General features: G+C 69.0%; 19 protein-coding genes. 11 read left to right on the top strand and 8 right to left on the bottom strand.

The window, feature by feature from the left end:
• The first annotated feature begins 1 nt into the window (after window position 1).
• Both AC3ANJ_RS08690 and AC3ANJ_RS08695 read left to right on the top strand, forming a co-directional pair.
• Complete coding sequence (locus AC3ANJ_RS08690) at window positions 2–1012, top strand: alpha-ketoacid dehydrogenase subunit beta (protein ID WP_488319115.1); 1011 nt, start codon at window positions 2–4, stop codon at window positions 1010–1012.
• The gene (locus AC3ANJ_RS08695) at window positions 1009–2367 is read left to right on the top strand and encodes a dihydrolipoamide acetyltransferase family protein (RefSeq protein ID WP_488319116.1); all 1359 of its coding nucleotides are present in this window, start codon (window positions 1009–1011) and stop codon (window positions 2365–2367) included. The genes AC3ANJ_RS08690 and AC3ANJ_RS08695 overlap by 4 nt, the downstream gene beginning before the upstream one ends.
• A gap of 15 nt (window positions 2368–2382) precedes the next feature.
• Here the strand turns inward: AC3ANJ_RS08695 and AC3ANJ_RS08700 are convergent, their stop codons facing one another.
• Window positions 2383–2970, bottom strand: a complete 588-nt coding sequence (locus tag AC3ANJ_RS08700; protein ID WP_488319117.1) for a TetR/AcrR family transcriptional regulator — start codon at window positions 2968–2970, stop codon at window positions 2383–2385.
• Between the two features lie 56 nt (window positions 2971–3026).
• Here AC3ANJ_RS08700 and AC3ANJ_RS08705 point away from each other — a divergent pair, with 56 nt between their 5' ends.
• The 5 genes from AC3ANJ_RS08705 to AC3ANJ_RS08725 are packed head-to-tail and all read left to right on the top strand — an operon-like array spanning window position 3027 to window position 9064.
• The gene (locus AC3ANJ_RS08705; protein ID WP_488319118.1) at window positions 3027–4622 is read left to right on the top strand and encodes a carboxyl transferase domain-containing protein; all 1596 of its coding nucleotides are present in this window, start codon (window positions 3027–3029) and stop codon (window positions 4620–4622) included.
• Entirely contained in the window at window positions 4622–6628 is a 2007-nt protein-coding gene (locus AC3ANJ_RS08710) for an acetyl/propionyl/methylcrotonyl-CoA carboxylase subunit alpha (RefSeq protein WP_488319119.1), read from the top strand. Before AC3ANJ_RS08705 ends, AC3ANJ_RS08710 begins: the two co-directional genes overlap by 1 nt.
• Window positions 6621–7769, top strand: coding sequence for an acyl-CoA dehydrogenase family protein (locus AC3ANJ_RS08715; protein ID WP_406245357.1), 1149 nt, complete (start codon window positions 6621–6623; stop codon window positions 7767–7769). Before AC3ANJ_RS08710 ends, AC3ANJ_RS08715 begins: the two co-directional genes overlap by 8 nt.
• 9 nt (window positions 7770–7778) lie before the next feature.
• Window positions 7779–8255, top strand: a complete 477-nt coding sequence (locus tag AC3ANJ_RS08720; protein WP_488319120.1) for a MaoC family dehydratase — start codon at window positions 7779–7781, stop codon at window positions 8253–8255.
• Entirely contained in the window at window positions 8252–9064 is an 813-nt protein-coding gene (locus AC3ANJ_RS08725) for an HpcH/HpaI aldolase/citrate lyase family protein (RefSeq protein ID WP_488319121.1), read from the top strand. Before AC3ANJ_RS08720 ends, AC3ANJ_RS08725 begins: the two co-directional genes overlap by 4 nt.
• On the opposite strand, the gene AC3ANJ_RS08730 is transcribed toward AC3ANJ_RS08725, so the two are convergent.
• Genes AC3ANJ_RS08730 through AC3ANJ_RS08740 form a run of 3 tightly spaced genes read right to left on the bottom strand, consistent with a single transcriptional unit; the run spans window position 9058 to window position 11091 of the window.
• Entirely contained in the window at window positions 9058–9645 is a 588-nt protein-coding gene (locus tag AC3ANJ_RS08730) for a histidine phosphatase family protein (RefSeq protein WP_488319122.1), read from the bottom strand. The two genes, AC3ANJ_RS08725 and AC3ANJ_RS08730, sit on opposite strands and share 7 nt — an antisense overlap.
• Window positions 9642–10469: a Sir2 family NAD-dependent protein deacetylase gene (locus AC3ANJ_RS08735; RefSeq protein WP_488319247.1), complete on the bottom strand. Its 828-nt coding sequence runs from the start codon at window positions 10467–10469 to the stop codon at window positions 9642–9644. The genes AC3ANJ_RS08730 and AC3ANJ_RS08735 overlap by 4 nt, the downstream gene beginning before the upstream one ends.
• A gap of 55 nt (window positions 10470–10524) precedes the next feature.
• Complete coding sequence (locus AC3ANJ_RS08740) at window positions 10525–11091, bottom strand: hypothetical protein (protein WP_488319123.1); 567 nt, start codon at window positions 11089–11091, stop codon at window positions 10525–10527.
• A 92-nt stretch (window positions 11092–11183) separates the two neighbouring features.
• Here AC3ANJ_RS08740 and AC3ANJ_RS08745 point away from each other — a divergent pair, with 92 nt between their 5' ends.
• Window positions 11184–11996 carry a TrmH family RNA methyltransferase gene (locus AC3ANJ_RS08745; RefSeq protein ID WP_488319124.1) on the top strand — a complete coding sequence of 271 codons (813 nt, stop codon included), beginning with the start codon at window positions 11184–11186 and terminating at the stop codon, window positions 11994–11996.
• A gap of 29 nt (window positions 11997–12025) precedes the next feature.
• Here the strand turns inward: AC3ANJ_RS08745 and AC3ANJ_RS08750 are convergent, their stop codons facing one another.
• The 3 genes from AC3ANJ_RS08750 to AC3ANJ_RS08760 all read right to left on the bottom strand — a co-directional run bounded on the left by AC3ANJ_RS08750 (window position 12026) and on the right by AC3ANJ_RS08760 (window position 14583).
• Entirely contained in the window at window positions 12026–13090 is a 1065-nt protein-coding gene (locus AC3ANJ_RS08750; RefSeq protein ID WP_488319125.1) for an endonuclease/exonuclease/phosphatase family protein, read from the bottom strand.
• 10 nt (window positions 13091–13100) lie between these two features.
• A complete protein-coding gene (locus AC3ANJ_RS08755) occupies window positions 13101–13679 on the bottom strand; it encodes a hypothetical protein (RefSeq protein ID WP_488319126.1) in 579 nt (192 codons plus the stop codon).
• Window positions 13680–13755: 76 nt separating this feature from the next.
• The gene (locus AC3ANJ_RS08760; protein ID WP_488319127.1) at window positions 13756–14583 is read right to left on the bottom strand and encodes an SGNH/GDSL hydrolase family protein; all 828 of its coding nucleotides are present in this window, start codon (window positions 14581–14583) and stop codon (window positions 13756–13758) included.
• 126 nt (window positions 14584–14709) lie between these two features.
• On the opposite strand from AC3ANJ_RS08760, the gene AC3ANJ_RS08765 reads away from it, so the two are divergent.
• The 3 genes from AC3ANJ_RS08765 (at window position 14710) to AC3ANJ_RS08775 (ending at window position 18520) form a co-directional block, all read left to right on the top strand.
• Window positions 14710–16455, top strand: a complete 1746-nt coding sequence (locus AC3ANJ_RS08765) for a DEAD/DEAH box helicase (protein WP_488319128.1) — start codon at window positions 14710–14712, stop codon at window positions 16453–16455.
• A 112-nt stretch (window positions 16456–16567) separates the two neighbouring features.
• Window positions 16568–17662, top strand: coding sequence for a VIT1/CCC1 transporter family protein (locus AC3ANJ_RS08770; RefSeq protein ID WP_488319129.1), 1095 nt, complete (start codon window positions 16568–16570; stop codon window positions 17660–17662).
• 57 nt (window positions 17663–17719) lie between these two features.
• Complete coding sequence (locus AC3ANJ_RS08775) at window positions 17720–18520, top strand: shikimate 5-dehydrogenase (RefSeq protein WP_488319248.1); 801 nt, start codon at window positions 17720–17722, stop codon at window positions 18518–18520.
• Here AC3ANJ_RS08775 and AC3ANJ_RS08780 read toward each other — a convergent pair.
• Window positions 18514–18675 carry a hypothetical protein gene (locus AC3ANJ_RS08780; RefSeq protein WP_488319130.1) on the bottom strand — a complete coding sequence of 54 codons (162 nt, stop codon included), beginning with the start codon at window positions 18673–18675 and terminating at the stop codon, window positions 18514–18516. The genes AC3ANJ_RS08775 and AC3ANJ_RS08780 overlap by 7 nt on opposite strands.
• Window positions 18676–18767 lie beyond the last annotated feature (92 nt).

The raw sequence follows: 18767 nt of genomic DNA on the forward strand, positions 1-18767 counted from the left end.
GATGACCGAGATGACACTGGGCAAGGCACTCGGCGCGGGTCTCGCGCAGGCCATGCGCGACGACGACAAGGTCGTGATCCTCGGCGAGGACATCGGCCGCCTCGGAGGCGTCTTCCGCATCACGGACGGGCTCATCGACGAGTTCGGAGCCGCGCGAGTCATCGATACCCCTCTCGCGGAATCCGGCATCGTCGGCACCGCGGTCGGGCTGGCGTTCCGCGGATACCGCCCGGTGGTCGAGATCCAGTTCGACGGTTTCGTCTATCCGGCGTTCGATCAGATCGTCTCGCAGGTCGCCAAGCTGCACTATCGCACGCAGGGGCGCGTGAAGATGCCGATCACGATCCGCATCCCGTGGGCCGGCGGCATCGGGGCTGCCGAGCATCACTCCGAGTCGCCGGAGGCGTACTTCGTGCACACGGCCGGACTCAGGGTGGTCGCGGTGTCGAACCCCGAGGACGCGTACCGGTGCCTGCGCCAGGCGATCGCGAGCGACGACCCGGTGATCTTCTTCGAGCCCAAGCGGCTGTACCACCACAAGGGCGATGTCGATCTGGACGCACCGCTCGCCGACACCGTTCCGATGGGCCTCGCCCAGGTCGTGCGCCGGGGGTCGGACGCCACCGTGCTGACGTACGGGGCGATGGTCTCCACCGCTCTGGATGCCGCGGCCGCCGCCGAGGAGGACGGCATCGACCTCGAGGTGATCGACCTGCGTTCGCTGTCCCCGGTCGACTACGACACTGTCGCGGCGTCCGTGCGTCGCACCGGCCGCGTCGTCGTTGCGCACGAGGCATCCCGAGAGGCGGGCGTCGCCGCCGAGGTGATCGCGAGCGTCACCGAGCGCTGCTTCGAATACCTCGAGGCGCCGCCGTTGCGGGTCACAGGGCACGACATCCCGTATCCGCCGGCGAAGCTCGAGAAGCATCATCTCCCGGATCTGGACCGGATCCTCGACGCCGTCGACCGCGTCCTCGACCGGCCGAACAGCATGACGGAGGCGGGCGCATGACCACCGATTTCCGACTTCCAGACCTCGGTGAGGGACTCACCGAGGCAGAGATCGTGCAGTGGCTCGTGGCGCCGGGCGACACCGTGGCGCTCAATCAGACGCTCGCCGAAGTCGAGACCGCCAAGGCGATCGTCGAGCTCCCGTCGCCGTACGACGGCGTCGTCGCGACGCTGCACGCAGCGGCAGGCGACACGGTCGCCGTGGGGGCGCCGTTGATCGCCTTCGACATCGAGGGCGACACGGGTTCGGCACCGGATGCCGATGAGACGGCATCCGGTGCCGAACCGGCCACCCAGGCGAACCTGGTCGGCTATGGCGCCGCGCCGTCCGGCGGAGCGCGACCAGCGCGGCGTGCACGCCGCGCCGCAGGGACCGCGGCGCCCGCCATCGACACCGCGGTGCTCGAGGCCGCACCGCACGATGCTCTCCCGACCGGGCCGGTCGAGACGGTTCAGGGGGAGCGGCCGCGGTCGACGCCGCCTGTGCGCGCACACGCCAAGCGGCTCGGCGTCGACCTCGTCCTGGTCGCCGCCGAGGTCGGCGATCGGCCGATCACCAGGGCGGATGTCGATGCGTACGCCGAGCGCGTGGCGCCCGATTCTGCCGGCGTACGGCCTGATGCGGGTGCACCGGTCGCGGCATCCGCCCAGGGCGAGCGCGAGACGAGGATTCCGATCCGCGGCGTTCGAAAGCACACCGCGGAGGCGATGGTCCAAAGCGCCTTCACCGCGCCGCACGTGACCTGCTTCCACACGGTCGACGTCACCGCGACCATGGAGCTCATCGCGTCGTTGCGCGGGGACCGCGCGCTTGCAGGACATCGGATCGGCCCGCTCGTGGTCATCGCCAAGGCGGTGTGCCTCGCGCTGGGACGAACGCCGGGGCTCAACTCCCGGTGGGATGGCGAGGCCGGGGAGATCGTGCAGCATCACTACGTCGATCTCGGCATCGCCGCCGCGACCGAGCGCGGGCTGATCGTCCCGAACATCAGAGATGCCGAGCGGATGTCGCTGATCGGCCTCGCCGACGCACTCTCGGCACTCACCGACACCGCACGATCGGGGCGCACGTCACCGGCCGAACTCGCCGGCGGGACCTTCTCGATCACGAACATCGGCGTGTTCGGGATCGACGCTGGTACGCCGATCCTTCCGCCGGGGCAGTCCGGCATCCTCGCAGTGGGGGCTGTGCGCCCGCAGCCGTGGGTGCACCAGGGCGAGCTGGCGGTGCGTCAGGTGATGACGCTGAGTCTGTCCTTCGACCACCGCGTCGTGGACGGAGCCGAAGGCGCGCGGTTCCTCAAGGACGTCGCCGACATCCTGCAGGAGCCGGGGCGCGCGATGCTGATGGCCTGACCGGCCGGAGGAACGTCAGGCCGTCAGCGCCGCGTATGCCATGTCCGTGAGGACGGCGGCGGTGGCGGCCTGACTGCGGGCGGCCGAGCGAGTGCTGTGCGGGGTCGAGTTGATCAGGCCGAATCCCGCCTGCACCCGAAGGCGGAGCTCATCGGTCCCCACCGAGCGCAGCGCGGCGAGCGCCGTCATCCACAGGTCGATGTAGTCGCGCTGAAGGCGACGCACGTCGGCGCGGTCGACGTCCGACAGGTGTGCGAGATCGCGATCCTGTACGCGGATGACGTCAGCGTGAGCGAGGGCGAAGTCGACGTGGAATCGGATGAGCGCGCGGATCCGGTCCTCGTCGCCGGACGCCGCATCCGAGACCACCGTTCCGCCGGTGACCAGGTCACGGCTGACACCCACCAGCAGGGCGCCCAGGAGTGCCTGCTTTCCCGCGAAGTGACGGTAGACCGCTGGGCCGGAGACGCCCACGGCGGCGCCGATGTCCTCCAGGCTCACGCCGGAGAAGCCGCGGTCGGCGAACAGCGTCGCGGCAGCCGTCAGCAGGGCACCGGAGCGCTCGGCCTTGGCGCGATCGCGCGCCGTGATCGGGGTTGTCATCTCAGTTAATGCTCGCTAACCTAAATGAACGGGTTAGTGAACACTAACCGACCCGCATGGTCGGGCACCAGTTTTCGTGGGTCGAGGAGGACATCACGGTGGCACAGACGCAGCGCGAGCTCGCCGAACAGTTGCGCGAGCGACTCGCGCACGCGGCGCTCGGGGGTCCGGAGGCCTCGCGCCGCCGGCATGTCGAACGGGGCAAGCTGCTGCCGCGCACGAGGGTCGCCCGCGTGCTGGACGAGGGCAGTCCTTTCCTCGAGGTGGCGCCGCTGGCTGCGGAAGGCATGTACGACTCCGAAGTCCCAGGTGCCGGCGTCATCGCTGGCATCGGTCTCGTGCACGGACGCCACGTCATGGTCGTGTGCAACGACGCGACGGTCAAGGGCGGCAGCTATCTGCCGATGACGGTCAAGAAGCACCTCCGTGCCCAGGAGATCGCTCTCGAGAATCGACTGCCGTGCCTGTATCTGGTCGACTCGGGCGGTGCTTTCCTGCCCAAGCAGGACGAGGTCTTCCCCGACCGCGATCACTTCGGGCGCATCTTCTTCAACCAGGCACGGCTGTCCGCCGCCGGCGTCCCGCAGCTGGCTGCGGTGCTCGGCTCCTGCACAGCAGGTGGCGCCTACGTTCCGGCCATGAGCGATGAGAGCGTGATCGTGCGCGGGCAGGGCACCATCTTCCTGGGGGGACCGCCGCTCGTGAAGGCCGCCATCGGCGAGATCGTGTCCGCCGAGGAGCTCGGCGGGGGAGAGCTGCATGCCCGCCGCTCCGGCGTGGTCGACCATCTCGCCGAGGACGACGAGCACGCGTTGGAGATCCTCCGCGACATCGTGGCGACGCTACCCGTCGCACCCGAGCCGGCGTGGGAGGTCGGCCCGTCCATGCCACCGGCGGAGAGCGGCAGTCTCTACGACGTCGTCCCGGTCGATGTGAACGCTGGCTATGACGTGCACGAGGTCATCGTCCGGTTGATCGACGGCGGATCCTGGCTGGAGTTCAAGCCCGACTACGGCATGACCCTGGTGACGGGGTTCGCCCGGTTGCACGGCCACCCGGTGGGCATCATCGCGAACAACGGCGTCCTGTTCAGCGAGTCGGCGCTCAAGGGTGCGCATTTCATCGAGCTCTGCGATCAGCGCGGCATCCCGCTCCTGTTCCTGCAGAACATCACCGGCTTCATGGTGGGGTCGGATGCCGAGGCCGGCGGCATCGCGAAGGACGGCGCGAAGATGGTCACGGCCGTCGCGACGACCCGCGTGCCCAAGCTCACCGTGATCATCGGAGGGTCCTTCGGTGCCGGGAATTACTCGATGTGCGGGCGGGCGTACTCGCCCCGGTTCCTGTGGACCTGGCCCGCCAGCCGGATCTCGGTCATGGGCGGCACTCAGGCGGCTTCCGTGCTGGCGACGGTGAAAGAGGATCAGCTCGCGGCACGCGGCGAGTCGTGGACTCCTGAAGAGCGGTCGGCGTTCGAGGAGCCCATCCGCGCCCAGTACGAGAGTCAGGGCGAGCCCTACTACGCCACAGCGCGATTGTGGGACGACGGCATCGTCGATCCTGATCGCACCCGCGACCTGCTCGGACTCGCGCTGGATGTCGTGTCCCGTACCCCACTGCCCGCGCCGGGCTTCGGCGTCTTCCGGATGTGATGCCCGTGTTCTCCTCCGTCCTGGTCGCGAACCGCGGCGAGATCGCCCGCCGGATCATCCGCACCCTTCGCGCGCTCGGCATCCGCAGCATCGCGGTGTTCTCCGACGCGGATGCCGGTGCCCCGCACGTCCGGGAGGCCGATGATGCCGTGTGGATCGGTCCGTCCTCGGCGGCCGACTCCTACCTCCGCGTGGAGGCGATCATGACGGCCGCGCGTGAGAGCGGCGCCGAGGCCGTTCATCCCGGATACGGGTTCCTCTCCGAGAGCGTCGCCCTCGCGGAGGCGTGCGCAGCGGAAGGTCTGGTGTTCATCGGTCCGGACGTCAGAGCGCTGGAGATCATGGGCGACAAGGCGCGCTCTCGTGCGCACGTCTCCGAGCGCGGTGTACCGGTGGTCCCCGGATTCGATGCGGCGGGGCTCTCGGATGCCGAGATCGCCGTCCATGCGGCCGGGATCGGATACCCGCTGCTCGTCAAACCCAGCGCCGGCGGCGGCGGCAAGGGCATGGAGATCGTGCGGGTTGCCGGTGGTCTGGCGTCGGCGTTGAGTTCGGCGCGCCGGGTGGCCGCGGCATCCTTCGGCGACGACGCGCTGGTGCTGGAGCGTCTCATCGGCCGGCCCCGTCATCTCGAGGTCCAGGTGTTCGGCGACACGCACGGGAAGGTCGTCGCGATCGGCGAACGCGAGTGCACCCTGCAGCGCCGGCATCAGAAGGTCATCGAGGAGGCGCCGGCGCCCGGCATCCCGGAACCTCTCAGGCAGCGGCTCTGGGGCGAGGCCGTGCGCGTCGCCGCGAGCGTCGACTACGTCGGTGCAGGGACGGTGGAGTTCCTCATCGATGCGGATGCCGCGGACGAGGTGTACTTCATCGAGATGAACACGCGTCTGCAGGTCGAGCATCCCGTCACCGAGGCGGTCACCGGCCTGGATCTCGTCGAACTGCAGCTGAGGATCGCGGCCGGCGAGTCGCTGCCGTCGATCCCGCGGGCTCGCGGTCATGCGATCGAGGCACGCGTGTATGCGGAGGCGCCGGAGCGGGGATTCCTGCCCTCGACGGGGGACGTCCTGCGGTTCGTCGCTCCTGAAGGCGTACGGGTGGATGCCGCGATCGAGACGGGATCGGAGATCACCGGGTTCTACGATCCGATGATCGCGAAGATCATCGCGTACGGCGACGACCGTCCGACAGCGCTCGCGCGTCTGGACGAGGCGCTCGCGCAGACCGTCGTGCTCGGAGTCGAGACCAACATCGCGTTCCTGCGCGCATTGTGCCGCGATGAGCGCGTCGTCGTGGGCGAACTGGACACCGGCCTCATCGAGACGCTGTTGCCCTTCGCCTCGGCGCCGCCGTCCCCACTCATGCTGGCGGCCGCGAGACGTACTCTGCGCGGTGGGACCGAGCCCGGCAGACCACATTTCGCCTCGCAGAGCACGTCTCGCGGGGGAGAGGTGTGGGCCGCGCTGCCCGGCTGGCGGCTGAGCGGTGAGGATGCCGGGGACGGCGGCGTCGCGTTCCTGACCGACCACGGCGACGTCCTCTGCGTTCCCGTACCCGCACCCACCCAGTCCGACCGGGCGAACGAGTTCACCTTCTCTCGCTCTTTGAGCGACGAGCGCAGCGAGGAGTCGAAACGCGCTCCGGTCGAAGCAGCGCTCGCACCCGATGGCTCCCTCTGGGTCTCCGAGGCCGGCCGCACGGCCCGACTGCGCCCGCTCACCCGGCGCCAGGCCATGGATCAGCGTCTGGCGGCTCAGCATCCCGAAGCCCTCGCGACCCATCCGGAGGTCCGAGCACCGATGCCGGGCAGCGTCGTCGCTGTGCACGTCGCCGACGGCGCACCGGTGTCCGCAGGAGACATCATCGCCTCGATCGAGGCGATGAAGATGGAGCACCCGGTGCTCGCGCCGCACGACGGCACGGTGCACCTCCTGGTCGCGCAGGGCGATCAGGTGCGACGCGACCAACCGGTCGCGCGCGTCGAGGCGGAGGAGAACCATGACTGACCTGACCGAAGAAGAACGCGAGCTCGCCGCGATGGTGCGCGACTTCGCCGACACCGTCGTCGCTCCGCAGTCGTACGAGGCCGACCGGACGCACACGCTCAACATGGATGTCGTCCGGCAGATGGGGGAGCTCGGACTGTTCGGCCTGCCGTTCCCCGAAGAGGTCGGCGGCCAGGGCGGTGATCTGATGGCGCTCGGCATCGCCATCGAAGCGCTCGGCCGGGTGGATCAATCGATCGCGATCACCCTCGAAGCGGGCGTCAGCCTCGGCGCCATGCCGGTGTTCCGGTTCGGCACCGACGCGCAGCGCGCCGAACTGCTGCCGGACCTCCTCACCGGACGCGCCCTGGCCGGATTCGGACTCACCGAACCGGAGGCGGGCAGTGACGCGGGGGCGACCCGCACGACGGCCCGACGCGACGGCGGCGAGTGGGTGATCAACGGTGCGAAGCAGTTCATCACGAACTCGGGCACTCCGATCACGAGGTTCGTGACCGTGACGGCCGTCACCGGCGAGCGCGACGGTCGCAAGCAGATCTCGACCATCGTCGTGCCGAACGGGACGCCAGGGTTCACGGTCGAGCCACCGTACGACAAGCTCGGGTGGCGGGCCTCGGACACGCATCCGCTGACCTTCGTCGACGCTCGGGTGCCGGAGCAGAACCTGCTCGGCGAGGAGGGGCGCGGGTTCGCGAACTTTCTCAGCATCCTCGACGAGGGGCGCGTCGCGATCGCCGCTCTCTCCACGGGGGCCGCGGAGGGATGTCTCGAGCAGGCGACGGCCTACGCGCGCAGCCGCACCGTGTTCGGCGCCGCGCTCAGCACCCGCCAGAACGCCCAGTTCACGCTCGCACGCATGCGTGCTCGAGTGCACACCGCGCGGCTCGCCTGGCATCACGCCGCGCGGCTGCGGGATGCCGGGAAGTCCTTCGGCGAGGAGGCGGCGATCGCGAAGCTCGTGGCGGGGGAGGCCGCGATGGACAATGCGCGCGACGCGACCCAGATCTTCGGCGGCAACGGCTTCATGGACGAGTTCCCCGTCGCCAGGCACTATCGCGACTCGAAGATCCTCGAGATCGGCGAGGGGACGACCGAGGTGCAACTGCTCGTGATCGCGCGGGCGCTCGGGCTCGCCGGGTAGCGTGGAACCATGACCGTGATCGTGCAGCGGGGCCTGTACTACGAGGAGTTCGACCTCGGTGCGACATACCTGCATCGTCCAGGGCGCACCGCGACCGAGGCCGACAACGTGCTTTTCACCACCCTCACGATGAACACGCAGGCGCTGCATCTGGATGCCGCGTACGCCGCGACCCAGGAGTTCGGCCGCCCGCTGATGAACTCGATGTGGACCCTGTCGACGATGGTCGGCTCATCGGTGGCGCAGCTGACGCAGGGGACACTCGTCGCGCAGCTCGGGCTGAGCGACATCCGCTTCCCTCATCCGCTCTTCGCAGGCGACACCCTCTCGACCGAGAGCATCATCACCGACAAGCGACTGTCGTCCTCGCGCCCCGGTCAGGGCATCTGCACGATCGTGCACACCGGACGCAACCAGGACGGCACCGTGGTCGCGACGGCGACCCGCACCGTGCTCGTGCACTGCCTTCCCGAGGGCGACGCATGACGTTCGAACTCGGCCCGGCGCTGCTGTTCTGCCCCGCCGATCGGCCGGAGCGCTTCGCGAAGGCGCTCGACAGGGCGGATGCCGTCATCCTCGACCTCGAGGACGCCGTAGCTCCGGCGGACAAGGATGCCGCGCGCAGGAACCTCCGCGAGGCGGACCTGGATCCCGGCCGCGTGATCGTGCGCGTCAACGCCGTCGACTCCGGCGAGTTCGCCGCCGATCTGGCAGCTGTGGCGCAGACCGATTTCCGCACGGTCATGGTCGCGAAGGCCGAGGATGCGTCGGCACTGGATGCCTTCGATGCACGGTTCGCGCTCATCGCGCTGTGCGAGACGGCCCGCGGTGTCGCGGCCGCCGATCGTCTTGCGGAGCATGAGCGCGTCATCGCGCTCATGTGGGGCGCCGAGGACCTGGTCGCTTCGCTCGGCGGCATGTCCAGCCGCGGACCGGGTGGCGGATACCGGGACATCGCACGTTTCGCGCGCTCGCGTGTACTGCTCGAGGCCGGCGCGCGGGGCAAAGCCGCGATCGACGCCGTTCACATCGCGATCGACGATCTCGACGGGCTGGCGGCGGAGGCGTCGGATGCCGCGGCCAGCGGGTTCTCCGCCACGGCGTGCATCCACCCCGGTCAGGTCGCAGTCATCCGTGCCGCCTACCGCCCGGATGCGGCCGAGATCGCATGGGCCGAGGCCGTGCTGGCGGCTGCCGTCGGTGAACGCGGGGTCTTCCGCTTCGACGATCGCATGATCGACGAGCCGGTGCTGCGCCACGCTCGCAGTGTTCTGCGCCGCGCCAGCGCCTACTGAACCGGCACGGTCTCCAGGAGCCGCAGCACGCCGGGCGACGCCTCGAACCGGTGCACCGAACCGTTGGCGAGCGGCACACCCATCAACGGCATGGTCCCACCGGACGCGTGATCCAGCAGCGACCGGATCACCCCGCCGTGCGCGACGACGATCACGGACTCCGCGACCGGCGCCGAGCGGCGTCGTGAATTCCTGGCGATGACGTCCAGAGCACCGAGGGCCCTGTCGCGAACCTGGTCGAAGGTCTCAGCACCGGGGACATCGGCATGCCAGTCGCCATAGGTCGAGATGTAGTCGGCGACCAGCATCCCCTCGGCCTCGCCGAACTCGCGTTCGCGCAGGTCGGCGACCAGCTCCGGCTCGCCCAGTCCGATCTCACCGGCGATGATCCGGGCGGTCTCGTGCGCGCGGACCAGCGGGCTGGCGTAGATCGCGTGGTGCGTGCCGCCCGCCAGTGCGGCGGCCGCCTCGAGGGCGTGCCCTCTGCCCGTCTCGTTCAGGGGGATGTCGGTCGAGCCCTGGATGCGGCGGTCGAGGTTCCAGTCGGTCTGGCCATGTCGGACGAGGGTGATCAGAGTCACGAAAGCTGCTCCTGGATCGCGGGGATGAGATCGCTCGTGCCGCCGGCGAGCGTCACGTTCGCCCAGGGATCAGCCCTGGTCGGTTCGCGATTGATGATGATGAGCGGGATGCCGCGGCGCCTGGCGCGCTCGACGAGTCGGACCCCGGAGTTCACGACGAGCGACGAGCCGGCGACGATCATGGCGGAGCTGGCACGCAGCAGCGATTCGGCCGAACGGAAGCGGTCACCCGGCACGTACTCGCCGAAGAAGACGACGTCGGGCTTCAGCATCCCGCCGCAGACCGTGCAGGTTGGAACGACGAAGCCGTCGGCGGTGGCGGGCGTCACATCGCCGTCCGGGTTCAGCGGGATGTTCTCCGCAACGGTGATCCACGGGTTGAGCTCTTCGATCTGCGCGGCGACGTCGCGGCGATCGAAGACCTGACTGCACTGGAGACACACGACGCGGCGCATGGTGCCGTGGACCTCGATCACGTGCGAGCTGCCGGCCCGCAGATGAAGTCCGTCGACGTTCTGCGTGATGATTCCGCTGACGACGCCGTCGCGTTCCATCTCGGCGAGTGCGACATGACCGGCGTTCGGTGCGGCCTGCGCGAACGCGTGCCAGCCCAGGTGACCGCCGATCCAGTAGCGTCGGCGGGCCGACTCGTCCGCGAGGAAGCGCTGCGCGGTCATCGGATCCGCGCGGACGGAAGCGCCTTCGCCGCGGTAGGCGGGAATGCCGGAATCGGTGGAGATTCCGGCGCCCGTGAGCACGGCTATCCGCTTGCCCCGCAGCAACTCGACGGTACGCGCGACGCCGTCAGCCAGATCGGCAGTCATCGTCACGCTCACGGAACCTCCCTGAGCGAGTCTAAAGCGTCTTGCCCCAGTGAGCTCACCGGAGGGCGAGCACGACGACGCCGACGGCGAGGCAGGAGTCGAGTGCGGCGCAGAACTCCGCCATCGTCGATGCGACCACTCGACGGGTGCGGAGGTGATGGACATCCCAGCCGGCGTGCAGCAGGAGCCCCGTGCCGACGAGCACGGCGCCCCACGGCGCGGGGAGGACAGGGACGAGAAGGGCGAGAGCGATCACCACGAGCATCGCGAACGCCTGGAGCGGGAGTCCCCAGGTCGGTCGCAGTCGACCCCGGACGAGGCCGTAGACGACGAGGGCCGCGACGATGACGATCATCGTCGAGAAGGCCGAGAAGGGCTGAACAGCGATCCCGATCCCGATGAGAACGAAGGTGGCGCCGAACAGGGGCCAGGCGGCTGCGCGATGCCCCAGCGCGGCTGAGCCGAGATAGACGAACGCTGCGGCGGTGAGCACTTCGCCTGGTATATCGGTGTCGGCGAGGCCGATGTACAGGATCAGGATGAGCGCTGCGGCGAACACGACGCCGACGATCGTCGGCCAGATCTGCAGCAACCGCTGTGAATCGCGTGGGGCCTCAGCCATCGAACATCCTCTCCTCGCGACCACGGTAGGGCGAAGGGCGAGCGCGGACAAGGCATTCAGGGCCGGAGACGCCGAGGTGGCAGAGTGGAGGAGTGGACCTCCAGCACGTGACCGACGCCGACGACCCGCGGCTCGACGACTACCGGAACCTCACCGACACCGCGCTGCGTCGCGTGCAGGAACCGGCCGGCGGGCTCTACATCGCCGAGTCGGCCAAAGTGATCCAGCGCGCGTGCGATGCCGGCCATCGGCCGCGCTCGGTCATGACGCAGCAGCGGTGGGTCACGGGGATCGGGGCGATCCTCGGCGATCGGGATGTGCCCGTCTATCTGGTCCCCGATGAGGTCGCCGAGAGCGTCACCGGGTATGCGGTGCATCGCGGTGCACTGGCATCCATGCACCGCCCTGCGCTGGCTTCCGTAGCGCAGGTGCTGCAGGATGCCGGGCGTGCGCGCCGCTCTCGGATCGCCGTCCTGGAGGGACTGCTGGATCACACGAACGTCGGCGCGTGCTTCCGGTCGGCGGCGGCGATGGGCGTCGACGCGGTCCTGGTGACACCGGACTGCGGCGACCCGCTCTATCGGCGCTCGGTGCGGGTGTCGATGGGGACGGTGTTCCAGGTGCCGTGGACCCGGATCGAGGACTGGCCCGCTGGAGTCCAGGAATTCAAGGATGCCGGCTTCGTCGTCGCGGGCATGACGCTGGGAGACGGTGCGATCCCGCTCGACGACCTGGTCGCAGAGGGGCACAAGCGGCTTGCGCTCGTGTTCGGCAGTGAAGGACACGGTCTGAAGCCGAGCACCGAGGAACTCATGGACCGGCGCGTCACGATTCCGATGACGGAGGGCGTCGACTCGCTGAACGTCGCGGCGTCGTCGGCTGTGGCGTTCTACGCGGTCCGGTGACGTGCATCTCCCCGGAGGCCCGGCACGACCTAGTGCTTCTCGAGCACCGCGACGATCGGGCGATGGTCGGTGCCGCCGGATGACGAAGGCGTGACGACCCTGGCGTCGAGCACGGTCCACGCACGGCCGACGAGAACGTGATCGATCGGTGATGCCGCCCAGACCGGGACCGTGGACGGCCACGTGCCGGCAGCGGCCGTCCCCGCTTCGGCCGCGGCATCCCGGCAGCTGCTGAGATCCAGGTGATCGATCGTCACGTTGAGATCGCCGGCGACGATGACGTCCGGCCCGAGCGCGCTGCACTGCTCGGCGAGCCACCGCAGTCCTGCTGCCCAGTCATCCATGCTCTCGGGCAGCGGCGGTGCCGGGTGCGCGGCGACGATCACGGGTCCCTCTCCACCGACCGGACGCCACACTCCACTGGGAAGGCCGGGCGTTGCACCAGCGGCCCCGTCGAGTTCGTAGGCACCGAGTTCGTCGGCGACGAGCAGCGACGTCGGGATCCAGGACTCTTCGAGTGAGTTCTCGACGGTGCGCGTGGTGGCCGGCGTCATCCGCCGTCCTTCAGGCGCGATGAGACGTGCGACTTCCGCAGCGGCGTCCTCGTCCATCTCCGGCAGGCTCACGACGTCGGCGTCCACCTCGAGAATGAGCTCGGCGACGTCCGCCGGTGATGTGGCTCCGCCCTGGGTGTTCCATGCCAGTACCGTCAGGTCGCCGTCCTCGTGTCCCGTGACGCTCGCCTCGGAGCTTCCGCGGGCCAGGAGCACCGCGGCGTTCCCGATCGCTGCAGCGAGAGCGACGGCCGCGAGCGCTGCGGCGATGCTCGACAGCAGCCGGGCTCGTCGTCGAAGCAGCAGGAATGCGGCTGCCGCGACGATGGCGCCGAACAGGAGCGCAAGTGCCAGCGGGGCGCGGAACGCGATCAGCTGGGCGATGCCGGGGAGGTGCTGCGCACCGAGAGCCTGTGGCCAGGTCAGCAGTACGGCGGCAGGCAGACACAGCACGGCCGTGATGAGCAGGCCGGCACGACGCGGTGCGCCGCCGTTCTTCGCCTGCTCCGAGGCGACGGCATCGAGTCTGTTGGCAGGCATCTGTTCGAGACTAGGGGATGCCGTCGTAGAGACAATCCTGCAGGTCGTCGGGATCGAACGTGTTGTGCCGGAACCGGATCGGTCCGCCGATCAGCCGACGCGGATCGTTCCCGTCATCGGGCCAGTGCAGCCGCCGTCGCAGCACGAGATCGTCATGCAGCTCGGCGCTGACATGCAGCTGGTACCAGGTGTGATCATCGCCGCCGCCCGGATGCTCGACCACCCGTTCGACCACACCGACGGACACGTGACCGTCGGCGTAGCGCGCTTCGTCCAGTCGTGCGGAGCTGATCACGCTGCCGAGCATTCCGGCGACCGGAATGCCCGCGCTGACTCCCCAGATCCACCAGTAGACGTCGGTGCGTTCGACGCCGGCGATGCCGAGCGCGATGAGGAGCGCCACCGTGACGAAGGGAGCGATCGCGAGGAGCACGACGCCGAACAGCGCCACCACCAGGCTGACGTTCTCGGCTCGCGACCACCGTCGGATGCGCGCCCTGGTGTTCGGCGTCCGTGCCCTGGCGACCCAGTTCTCCGTGCTCTGATCGGTGAACAGGTCCCGCAGAGAGACGCATCTCCACCAGCTCATCGCATGCCCTCCTGGTCGAGATCCTGCTCCCTCGAGCAGCACTCCCGATCACAGGAACGGCGGGTGCGATGGGCACCTATTCGGTCGCGCGGATCTCGTAGGGGACGGCATCCGGCCGCTTCGCCGCGATATCGTCGCCGGATGACTGGTGGCGCAGCCGCCGCAGGACCCAGGGCACGAGGTGCTCACGGGCCCAGCCGAGGTCCTCCGCGCGCGCGGCGCGCCAGGTGCGCACGGGAAACGCATCCGGCTGCATCGCCTGCAGTTCGTTCGGCACATTCAGGGCGCGCAGCACCATACGGGCGACCTCGTGATGGCCGAGGGCATTGAGGTGCAGACGATCGTCGTCGAAGAAGCGCGAGTCCTGAATGGTCTTCAGCGCCCACTGGTCCGCGACGATGCAGTCGTGCCGGTCGGCGATGGCGCGGACGTTCTCGTTGTAGATCGCGACCTTGCCCCTGAACGCGCGAAAGACCGGCGTGAAGCCCGTGTCGATGCCGGTGAACAGCACGATGGCCGCGCCGGTCGATGCCAGGCGGGCCACGGCATCCTCGAGTTGGACGGCGATGGCATCGGGATCGGTGCCTGGGCGGATCACGTCGTTGCCGCCGGCGCAGATCGAGATGAGATCGGGGCGCAGCGCCACGGCAGGCTCGATCTGATCGGCGACGATCTGCGCGATGAGCTTGCCGCGGACCGCGAGGTTCGCATATGCGAAGTCGTCGACCTGTTGGGAGAGGACTTCCGCGACCCGATCGGCCCAGCCGCGGTGCCCCCCGGGCGCAGCAGGGTCGGGGTCGCCGATGCCCTCGGTGAACGAGTCTCCGACGGCCACGAATCGGCGCCACGGGTGCGGGCCCTCGTTCGGGATGAAGGGGGTCCGGGATGATTCCAGATCGGACATCGCACTCTCCTCAGAAGCTCGCGAAGCCAGGGATCGCGACCTCGCAAGCTTCGACTCTACCGGCCGACCGTCCGGTACGGGGGAGGCGTGCATCCGGTGTCCGTAGGAGCGATTATCGTGGAGTCGATGCTCTCTCCGTCCTTTCCCCAGCGCGCTCCGTGGGGTACCGCGAACAAGCTGAGGGCATGGCAGCAGGAGGCGCTGGATCAGTACTTCCAGGAGGACAAGCGCGACTTCCTCGTCGCGGCGACGCCCGGCGCAGGAAAGACCACGTTCGCGCTGACGCTGGCCGTCGAGCTGTTGCGCATGGGCGAGGTGAACCGCATCATCGTGGTCGCTCCGACCGAGCATCTCAAGACCCAGTGGGCGGATGCCGCGGCCAGAGTGCACATCCGCCTCGATCCGCGTTTCCGCAACAGCCACTGGGCCCCGGCATCCCACTACCACGGCGTGGTGGTGACGTATGCGCAGGTCGCCGCGAAGTCGTCCGTGCATCGCCACCTCACGGAGGACGCCAAGACGCTCGTCATCCTGGATGAAGTGCACCATGGCGGCGACGCACTCAGCTGGGGCGATGCGATCCGGGATGCCTATGGGCCGGCGAAGCGCAGGCTGCTGCTCTCCGGCACGCCGTTCCGCAGCGACACGGCCCCGATCCCGTTCGTCGAGTATCTTCCCGACGAGTCCGGCTCGCGCATCTCGAGCACGGATTACGCGTACGGCTACGGTCGCGCACTCGCGGACGGCGTCGTTCGTCCTGTGCTGTTCCACATGTACTCCGGCAAGATGCGCTGGCGCACCAGCGCCGGTGACGAACTCGAAGCGCACCTCGGCCAGGACAACACGAAGGACGTCAACTCCCAGGCCTGGCGCACGGCGCTGGACCCGGAGGGCGAGTGGATGCCGGCGGTGCTGTCCGCCGCCGACCGGCGGCTGACCGAGATCCGGCACCACGTTCCGGATGCCGGCGGCCTGGTACTCGCCACCGACCAGACCGTCGCACGCGCCTACGCCAAGATTCTGCACAGCATCACAGGACAGCAGCCCACGATCGTCCTCTCCGACGATGCGGCGGCCTCGGAGCGGATCGAGAAGTTCAGCGCGAACGATGCCCGCTGGATGGTCGCGGTGCGCATGGTGTCCGAGGGCGTCGACGTTCCGCGGCTCGCGGTGGGCGTGTACGCGACGTCGTCGTCCACCCCGCTGTTCTTCGCGCAGGCGATCGGGCGCTTCGTGCGTGCGCGGCGTCGGGGTGAGGCGGCGAGCGTCTTCCTGCCGAACGTGCCGGTCCTCATGGGACTGGCGAACGAGATGGAGAAGCAGCGCGATCACGCGCTGGATCGTCAGTCCAAGGACGACGACGGACTCGACGACTCGCTGCTGGAGAGCGCCAATCGAGAGGACGACGCGTCGGATGCCTTGACGCAGGAGTTCAGCTATCAGGCGATCTCATCGCTGGCGCACTTCGATCGCGTCGTGTTCGAGGGCCAGGAGTTCGGACAGCTGGCCGAGCCGGGGACACCGGAGGAGGAGGAGTTCATCGGGATCCCCGGACTCCTCGAACCGGAGCATGTGCACGAACTGCTCATGCAGCGCACCGCCCGTCAATCGAAGCTGCGGGAGGCACGTGAGGCTGAGCAGGGGCCGGAAACGGTCACGACCCTCCCCGCACCCCTGCACAGGACGCTGCGCGAGCAGCGCCAGCTGCTGAACAGCCTCGTCGGACTCTACGCGCGACAGGCCGGTGAGCCGCATGGTGCCGTGCATGCCGAGCTGCGCAGGATCTGCGGCGGTCCCGCGGTGGCGCAGGCGACCGTGACGCAGCTCCAGTCGCGTATCGATGTGCTTCGCAAGCGCGTGAAGAGTCGCTGAACCGACCCGCTGTTCGGGCGCCCGAAATGCTGTCAATCCGCGGATTCCGGCGGGGCGGAGCGCATCGCGTCGATAGCGTTGACGCATCCCCTCAACCGATTCAGGAGAACTGATGAGCGCGCCCGTTTCCGCCGAGCCGACCACGGCCGACCGCCGCCGCTGGGCTCGGTATCTCGTCGAGGAGCGGGCCGAGGGGATGGTCTACCAGAAGCTCGCCGCGCGCCGGACGGGGGAGGAGCGCGACATCCTGCTGAGCCTCGCAGATGCGGAGCGGCGACACGAGCAGCACTGGCTCGACCTGCTCGGCGGCGAGCCGAAGAGGCTTCCCCGCGCCGGCATCCGCTCACGCATGCTCGGCTGGATGGCTGGCCGCTTCGGCTCGATCTTCGTCCTCGCCCTGGCGCAGAGCGCCGAGGCGCGTTCGCCGTACGACACGGAGCAGTACGCGACCCCGGCGATGCGCGCCGACGAGAAGATCCACTACGAGGTCGTGCGCGGGCTCGCAGCGCGCGGGCGACGCCGGCTGTCGGGATCGTTCCGCGCAGCCGTCTTCGGGGCGAATGACGGCCTCGTGAGCAACCTGGCGCTGGTGCTCGGCATCGGCGCCACCGGGGTGAGCGCGAGCTTCGTCCTCTTCAGCGGCATCGCAGGGCTCCTGGCGGGTGCGCTGTCGATGGGGGCGGGGGAGTTCGTCTCGGTCCGTTCGCAGCGAGAACTGCTGGCGTCGACGGAGGCGAACGACGACGCGCATGATTCCGCCGCCGACCTCGACATCGATGAGAACGAGCTCGCGCTGGTCTATCGTGCGCGGGGGATGGACGAAGCCGAGGCGCTGAGAAGAGCTCACCGCATCGTCGCGGCCGCCCAGGCCGGCGTGCGAGCGGCGGCCACCGGCCCGATCCGCATCTCCGGAGACGACCATGAGATCGTCGGCAGCGACTGGACGGCGGCGATCTCCAGCTTCCTGCTCTTCGCGTCGGGCGCGATCGTGCCGGTGCTGCCATGGATCTTCGGGATGCAGGGCACCGCGGCCATCGTGCTGGCGCTGGTTCTCGTCGGCATCGCGCTGCTGTCGACCGGTGCGATGGTCGGCATCCTCTCCGGCGGTCCGCCGCTGCGCCGGGCGCTCCGGCAACTGGCGATCGGGTTCGGTGCGGCGGCGATCACCTACCTGCTGGGGCTCGTGTTCGGTGTCGGTGCGCTCTGACACGGGGACGGATTCATCACGGCGTAACCTGATGCAGTGACCATGCTGAACAAGGACATGACGCTGTGCATCTCGCTGTCGGCGCGACCGAGCAACAACGGAACGCGCTTTCACAATCACCTCTATGAAGCGCTGGGGCTGAACTGGATCTACAAGGCGTTCGCGCCCACGGATCTCGCCCAGGCCATCACCGGTGTGCGCGGACTCGGCATCCGCGGGTGCGCGATCTCGATGCCGTACAAGGAAGAGGTCATCGCGCTCGTCGACCGGATGGATCGATCGGCGACGGCGATCGACTCGGTGAACACGATCGTGAACGACGACGGAGTGCTCACGGCGTACAACACGGACTACTCCGCGATCGCCCAGCTGATCGAGCGGAACGGCCTTGAGCCGGAGTCCTCAGTGCTCCTACGCGGCTCCGGAGGCATGGCCAAGGCGACGACGGCGGCCTTCAGGGACGCCGGATTCCGTGATGTCACGGTCGTGGCGCGCAACGAGAAGGTCGGCAGGGCCCTGGCGGATCTGTACGGCTACGCGTGGATCCCCGAGCTGGGGGAGCGGACGGCGGAGATCCTCGTCAACGTCACGCCGATCGGCATGGCAGGCGGTCCGGAGGAGCACGCGCTGGCTTTTCCCGAGAGTGCCGTGGCTACGGCATCCGTCGTGTTCGACGTCGTCGCGCTGCCCGCCGATACACCGCTCGTCGTGGCCGGGCGTTCCGCCGGAAAGACGGTGATCAGCGGCGCCGAGGTGGCCACGCTGCAGGCGCTGGAGCAGTTCGTCCTCTACACCGGCATCCGCCCATCGGATGCCCAGGTGCGCGCGGCCGAGGAGTTCATGCGCGCTGGTCAATGACCCTGCGCAGCCTCCTCGTCCGAGCCGGTCCTATCGTCCGATTCCTCGTCGTCGCCCGGCGTCGTTCCGTCGAGACGCTCCGGCGCACCGCCTGACGCGGTGTCGGCTTCCTCGTTCTCTCCGGGTACTCCCTGGGTGTTCTGCGGGTCGCTCATGCGGTCGTCCTTCCGTCGATCCCGTCAGCGTACGACCCCGCCCTGCGGGTGATCGAACCCCTTGACGGCGCGCGATCGACGTGGTGACCATC

It is taken from the genome of Microbacterium sp. STRO-1N, from assembly GCF_057748015.1.

Excerpts from the sequence above, each read along its gene's own strand:
- AC3ANJ_RS08690 (WP_488319115.1), top strand. The coding sequence starts at position 2 with ATGACCGAGATGACACTGGGCAAGGCACTCGGCGCGGGTCTCGCGCAG.
- AC3ANJ_RS08695 (WP_488319116.1), top strand. The coding sequence starts at position 1,009 with ATGACCACCGATTTCCGACTTCCAGACCTCGGTGAGGGACTCACCGAG.
- AC3ANJ_RS08700 (WP_488319117.1), bottom strand. The coding sequence starts at position 2,970 with ATGACAACCCCGATCACGGCGCGCGATCGCGCCAAGGCCGAGCGCTCC.
- AC3ANJ_RS08705 (WP_488319118.1), top strand. The coding sequence starts at position 3,027 with ATGGTCGGGCACCAGTTTTCGTGGGTCGAGGAGGACATCACGGTGGCA.
- AC3ANJ_RS08710 (WP_488319119.1), top strand. The coding sequence starts at position 4,622 with ATGCCCGTGTTCTCCTCCGTCCTGGTCGCGAACCGCGGCGAGATCGCC.
- AC3ANJ_RS08715 (WP_406245357.1), top strand. The coding sequence starts at position 6,621 with ATGACTGACCTGACCGAAGAAGAACGCGAGCTCGCCGCGATGGTGCGC.
- AC3ANJ_RS08720 (WP_488319120.1), top strand. The coding sequence starts at position 7,779 with ATGACCGTGATCGTGCAGCGGGGCCTGTACTACGAGGAGTTCGACCTC.
- AC3ANJ_RS08725 (WP_488319121.1), top strand. The coding sequence starts at position 8,252 with ATGACGTTCGAACTCGGCCCGGCGCTGCTGTTCTGCCCCGCCGATCGG.
- AC3ANJ_RS08735 (WP_488319247.1), bottom strand. The coding sequence starts at position 10,469 with ATGACTGCCGATCTGGCTGACGGCGTCGCGCGTACCGTCGAGTTGCTG.
- AC3ANJ_RS08740 (WP_488319123.1), bottom strand. The coding sequence starts at position 11,091 with ATGGCTGAGGCCCCACGCGATTCACAGCGGTTGCTGCAGATCTGGCCG.
- AC3ANJ_RS08750 (WP_488319125.1), bottom strand. The coding sequence starts at position 13,090 with ATGCCTGCCAACAGACTCGATGCCGTCGCCTCGGAGCAGGCGAAGAAC.
- AC3ANJ_RS08755 (WP_488319126.1), bottom strand. The coding sequence starts at position 13,679 with ATGAGCTGGTGGAGATGCGTCTCTCTGCGGGACCTGTTCACCGATCAG.
- AC3ANJ_RS08760 (WP_488319127.1), bottom strand. The coding sequence starts at position 14,583 with ATGTCCGATCTGGAATCATCCCGGACCCCCTTCATCCCGAACGAGGGC.
- AC3ANJ_RS08765 (WP_488319128.1), top strand. The coding sequence starts at position 14,710 with ATGCTCTCTCCGTCCTTTCCCCAGCGCGCTCCGTGGGGTACCGCGAAC.
- AC3ANJ_RS08770 (WP_488319129.1), top strand. The coding sequence starts at position 16,568 with ATGAGCGCGCCCGTTTCCGCCGAGCCGACCACGGCCGACCGCCGCCGC.
- AC3ANJ_RS08775 (WP_488319248.1), top strand. The coding sequence starts at position 17,720 with ATGACGCTGTGCATCTCGCTGTCGGCGCGACCGAGCAACAACGGAACG.
- AC3ANJ_RS08780 (WP_488319130.1), bottom strand. The coding sequence starts at position 18,675 with ATGAGCGACCCGCAGAACACCCAGGGAGTACCCGGAGAGAACGAGGAA.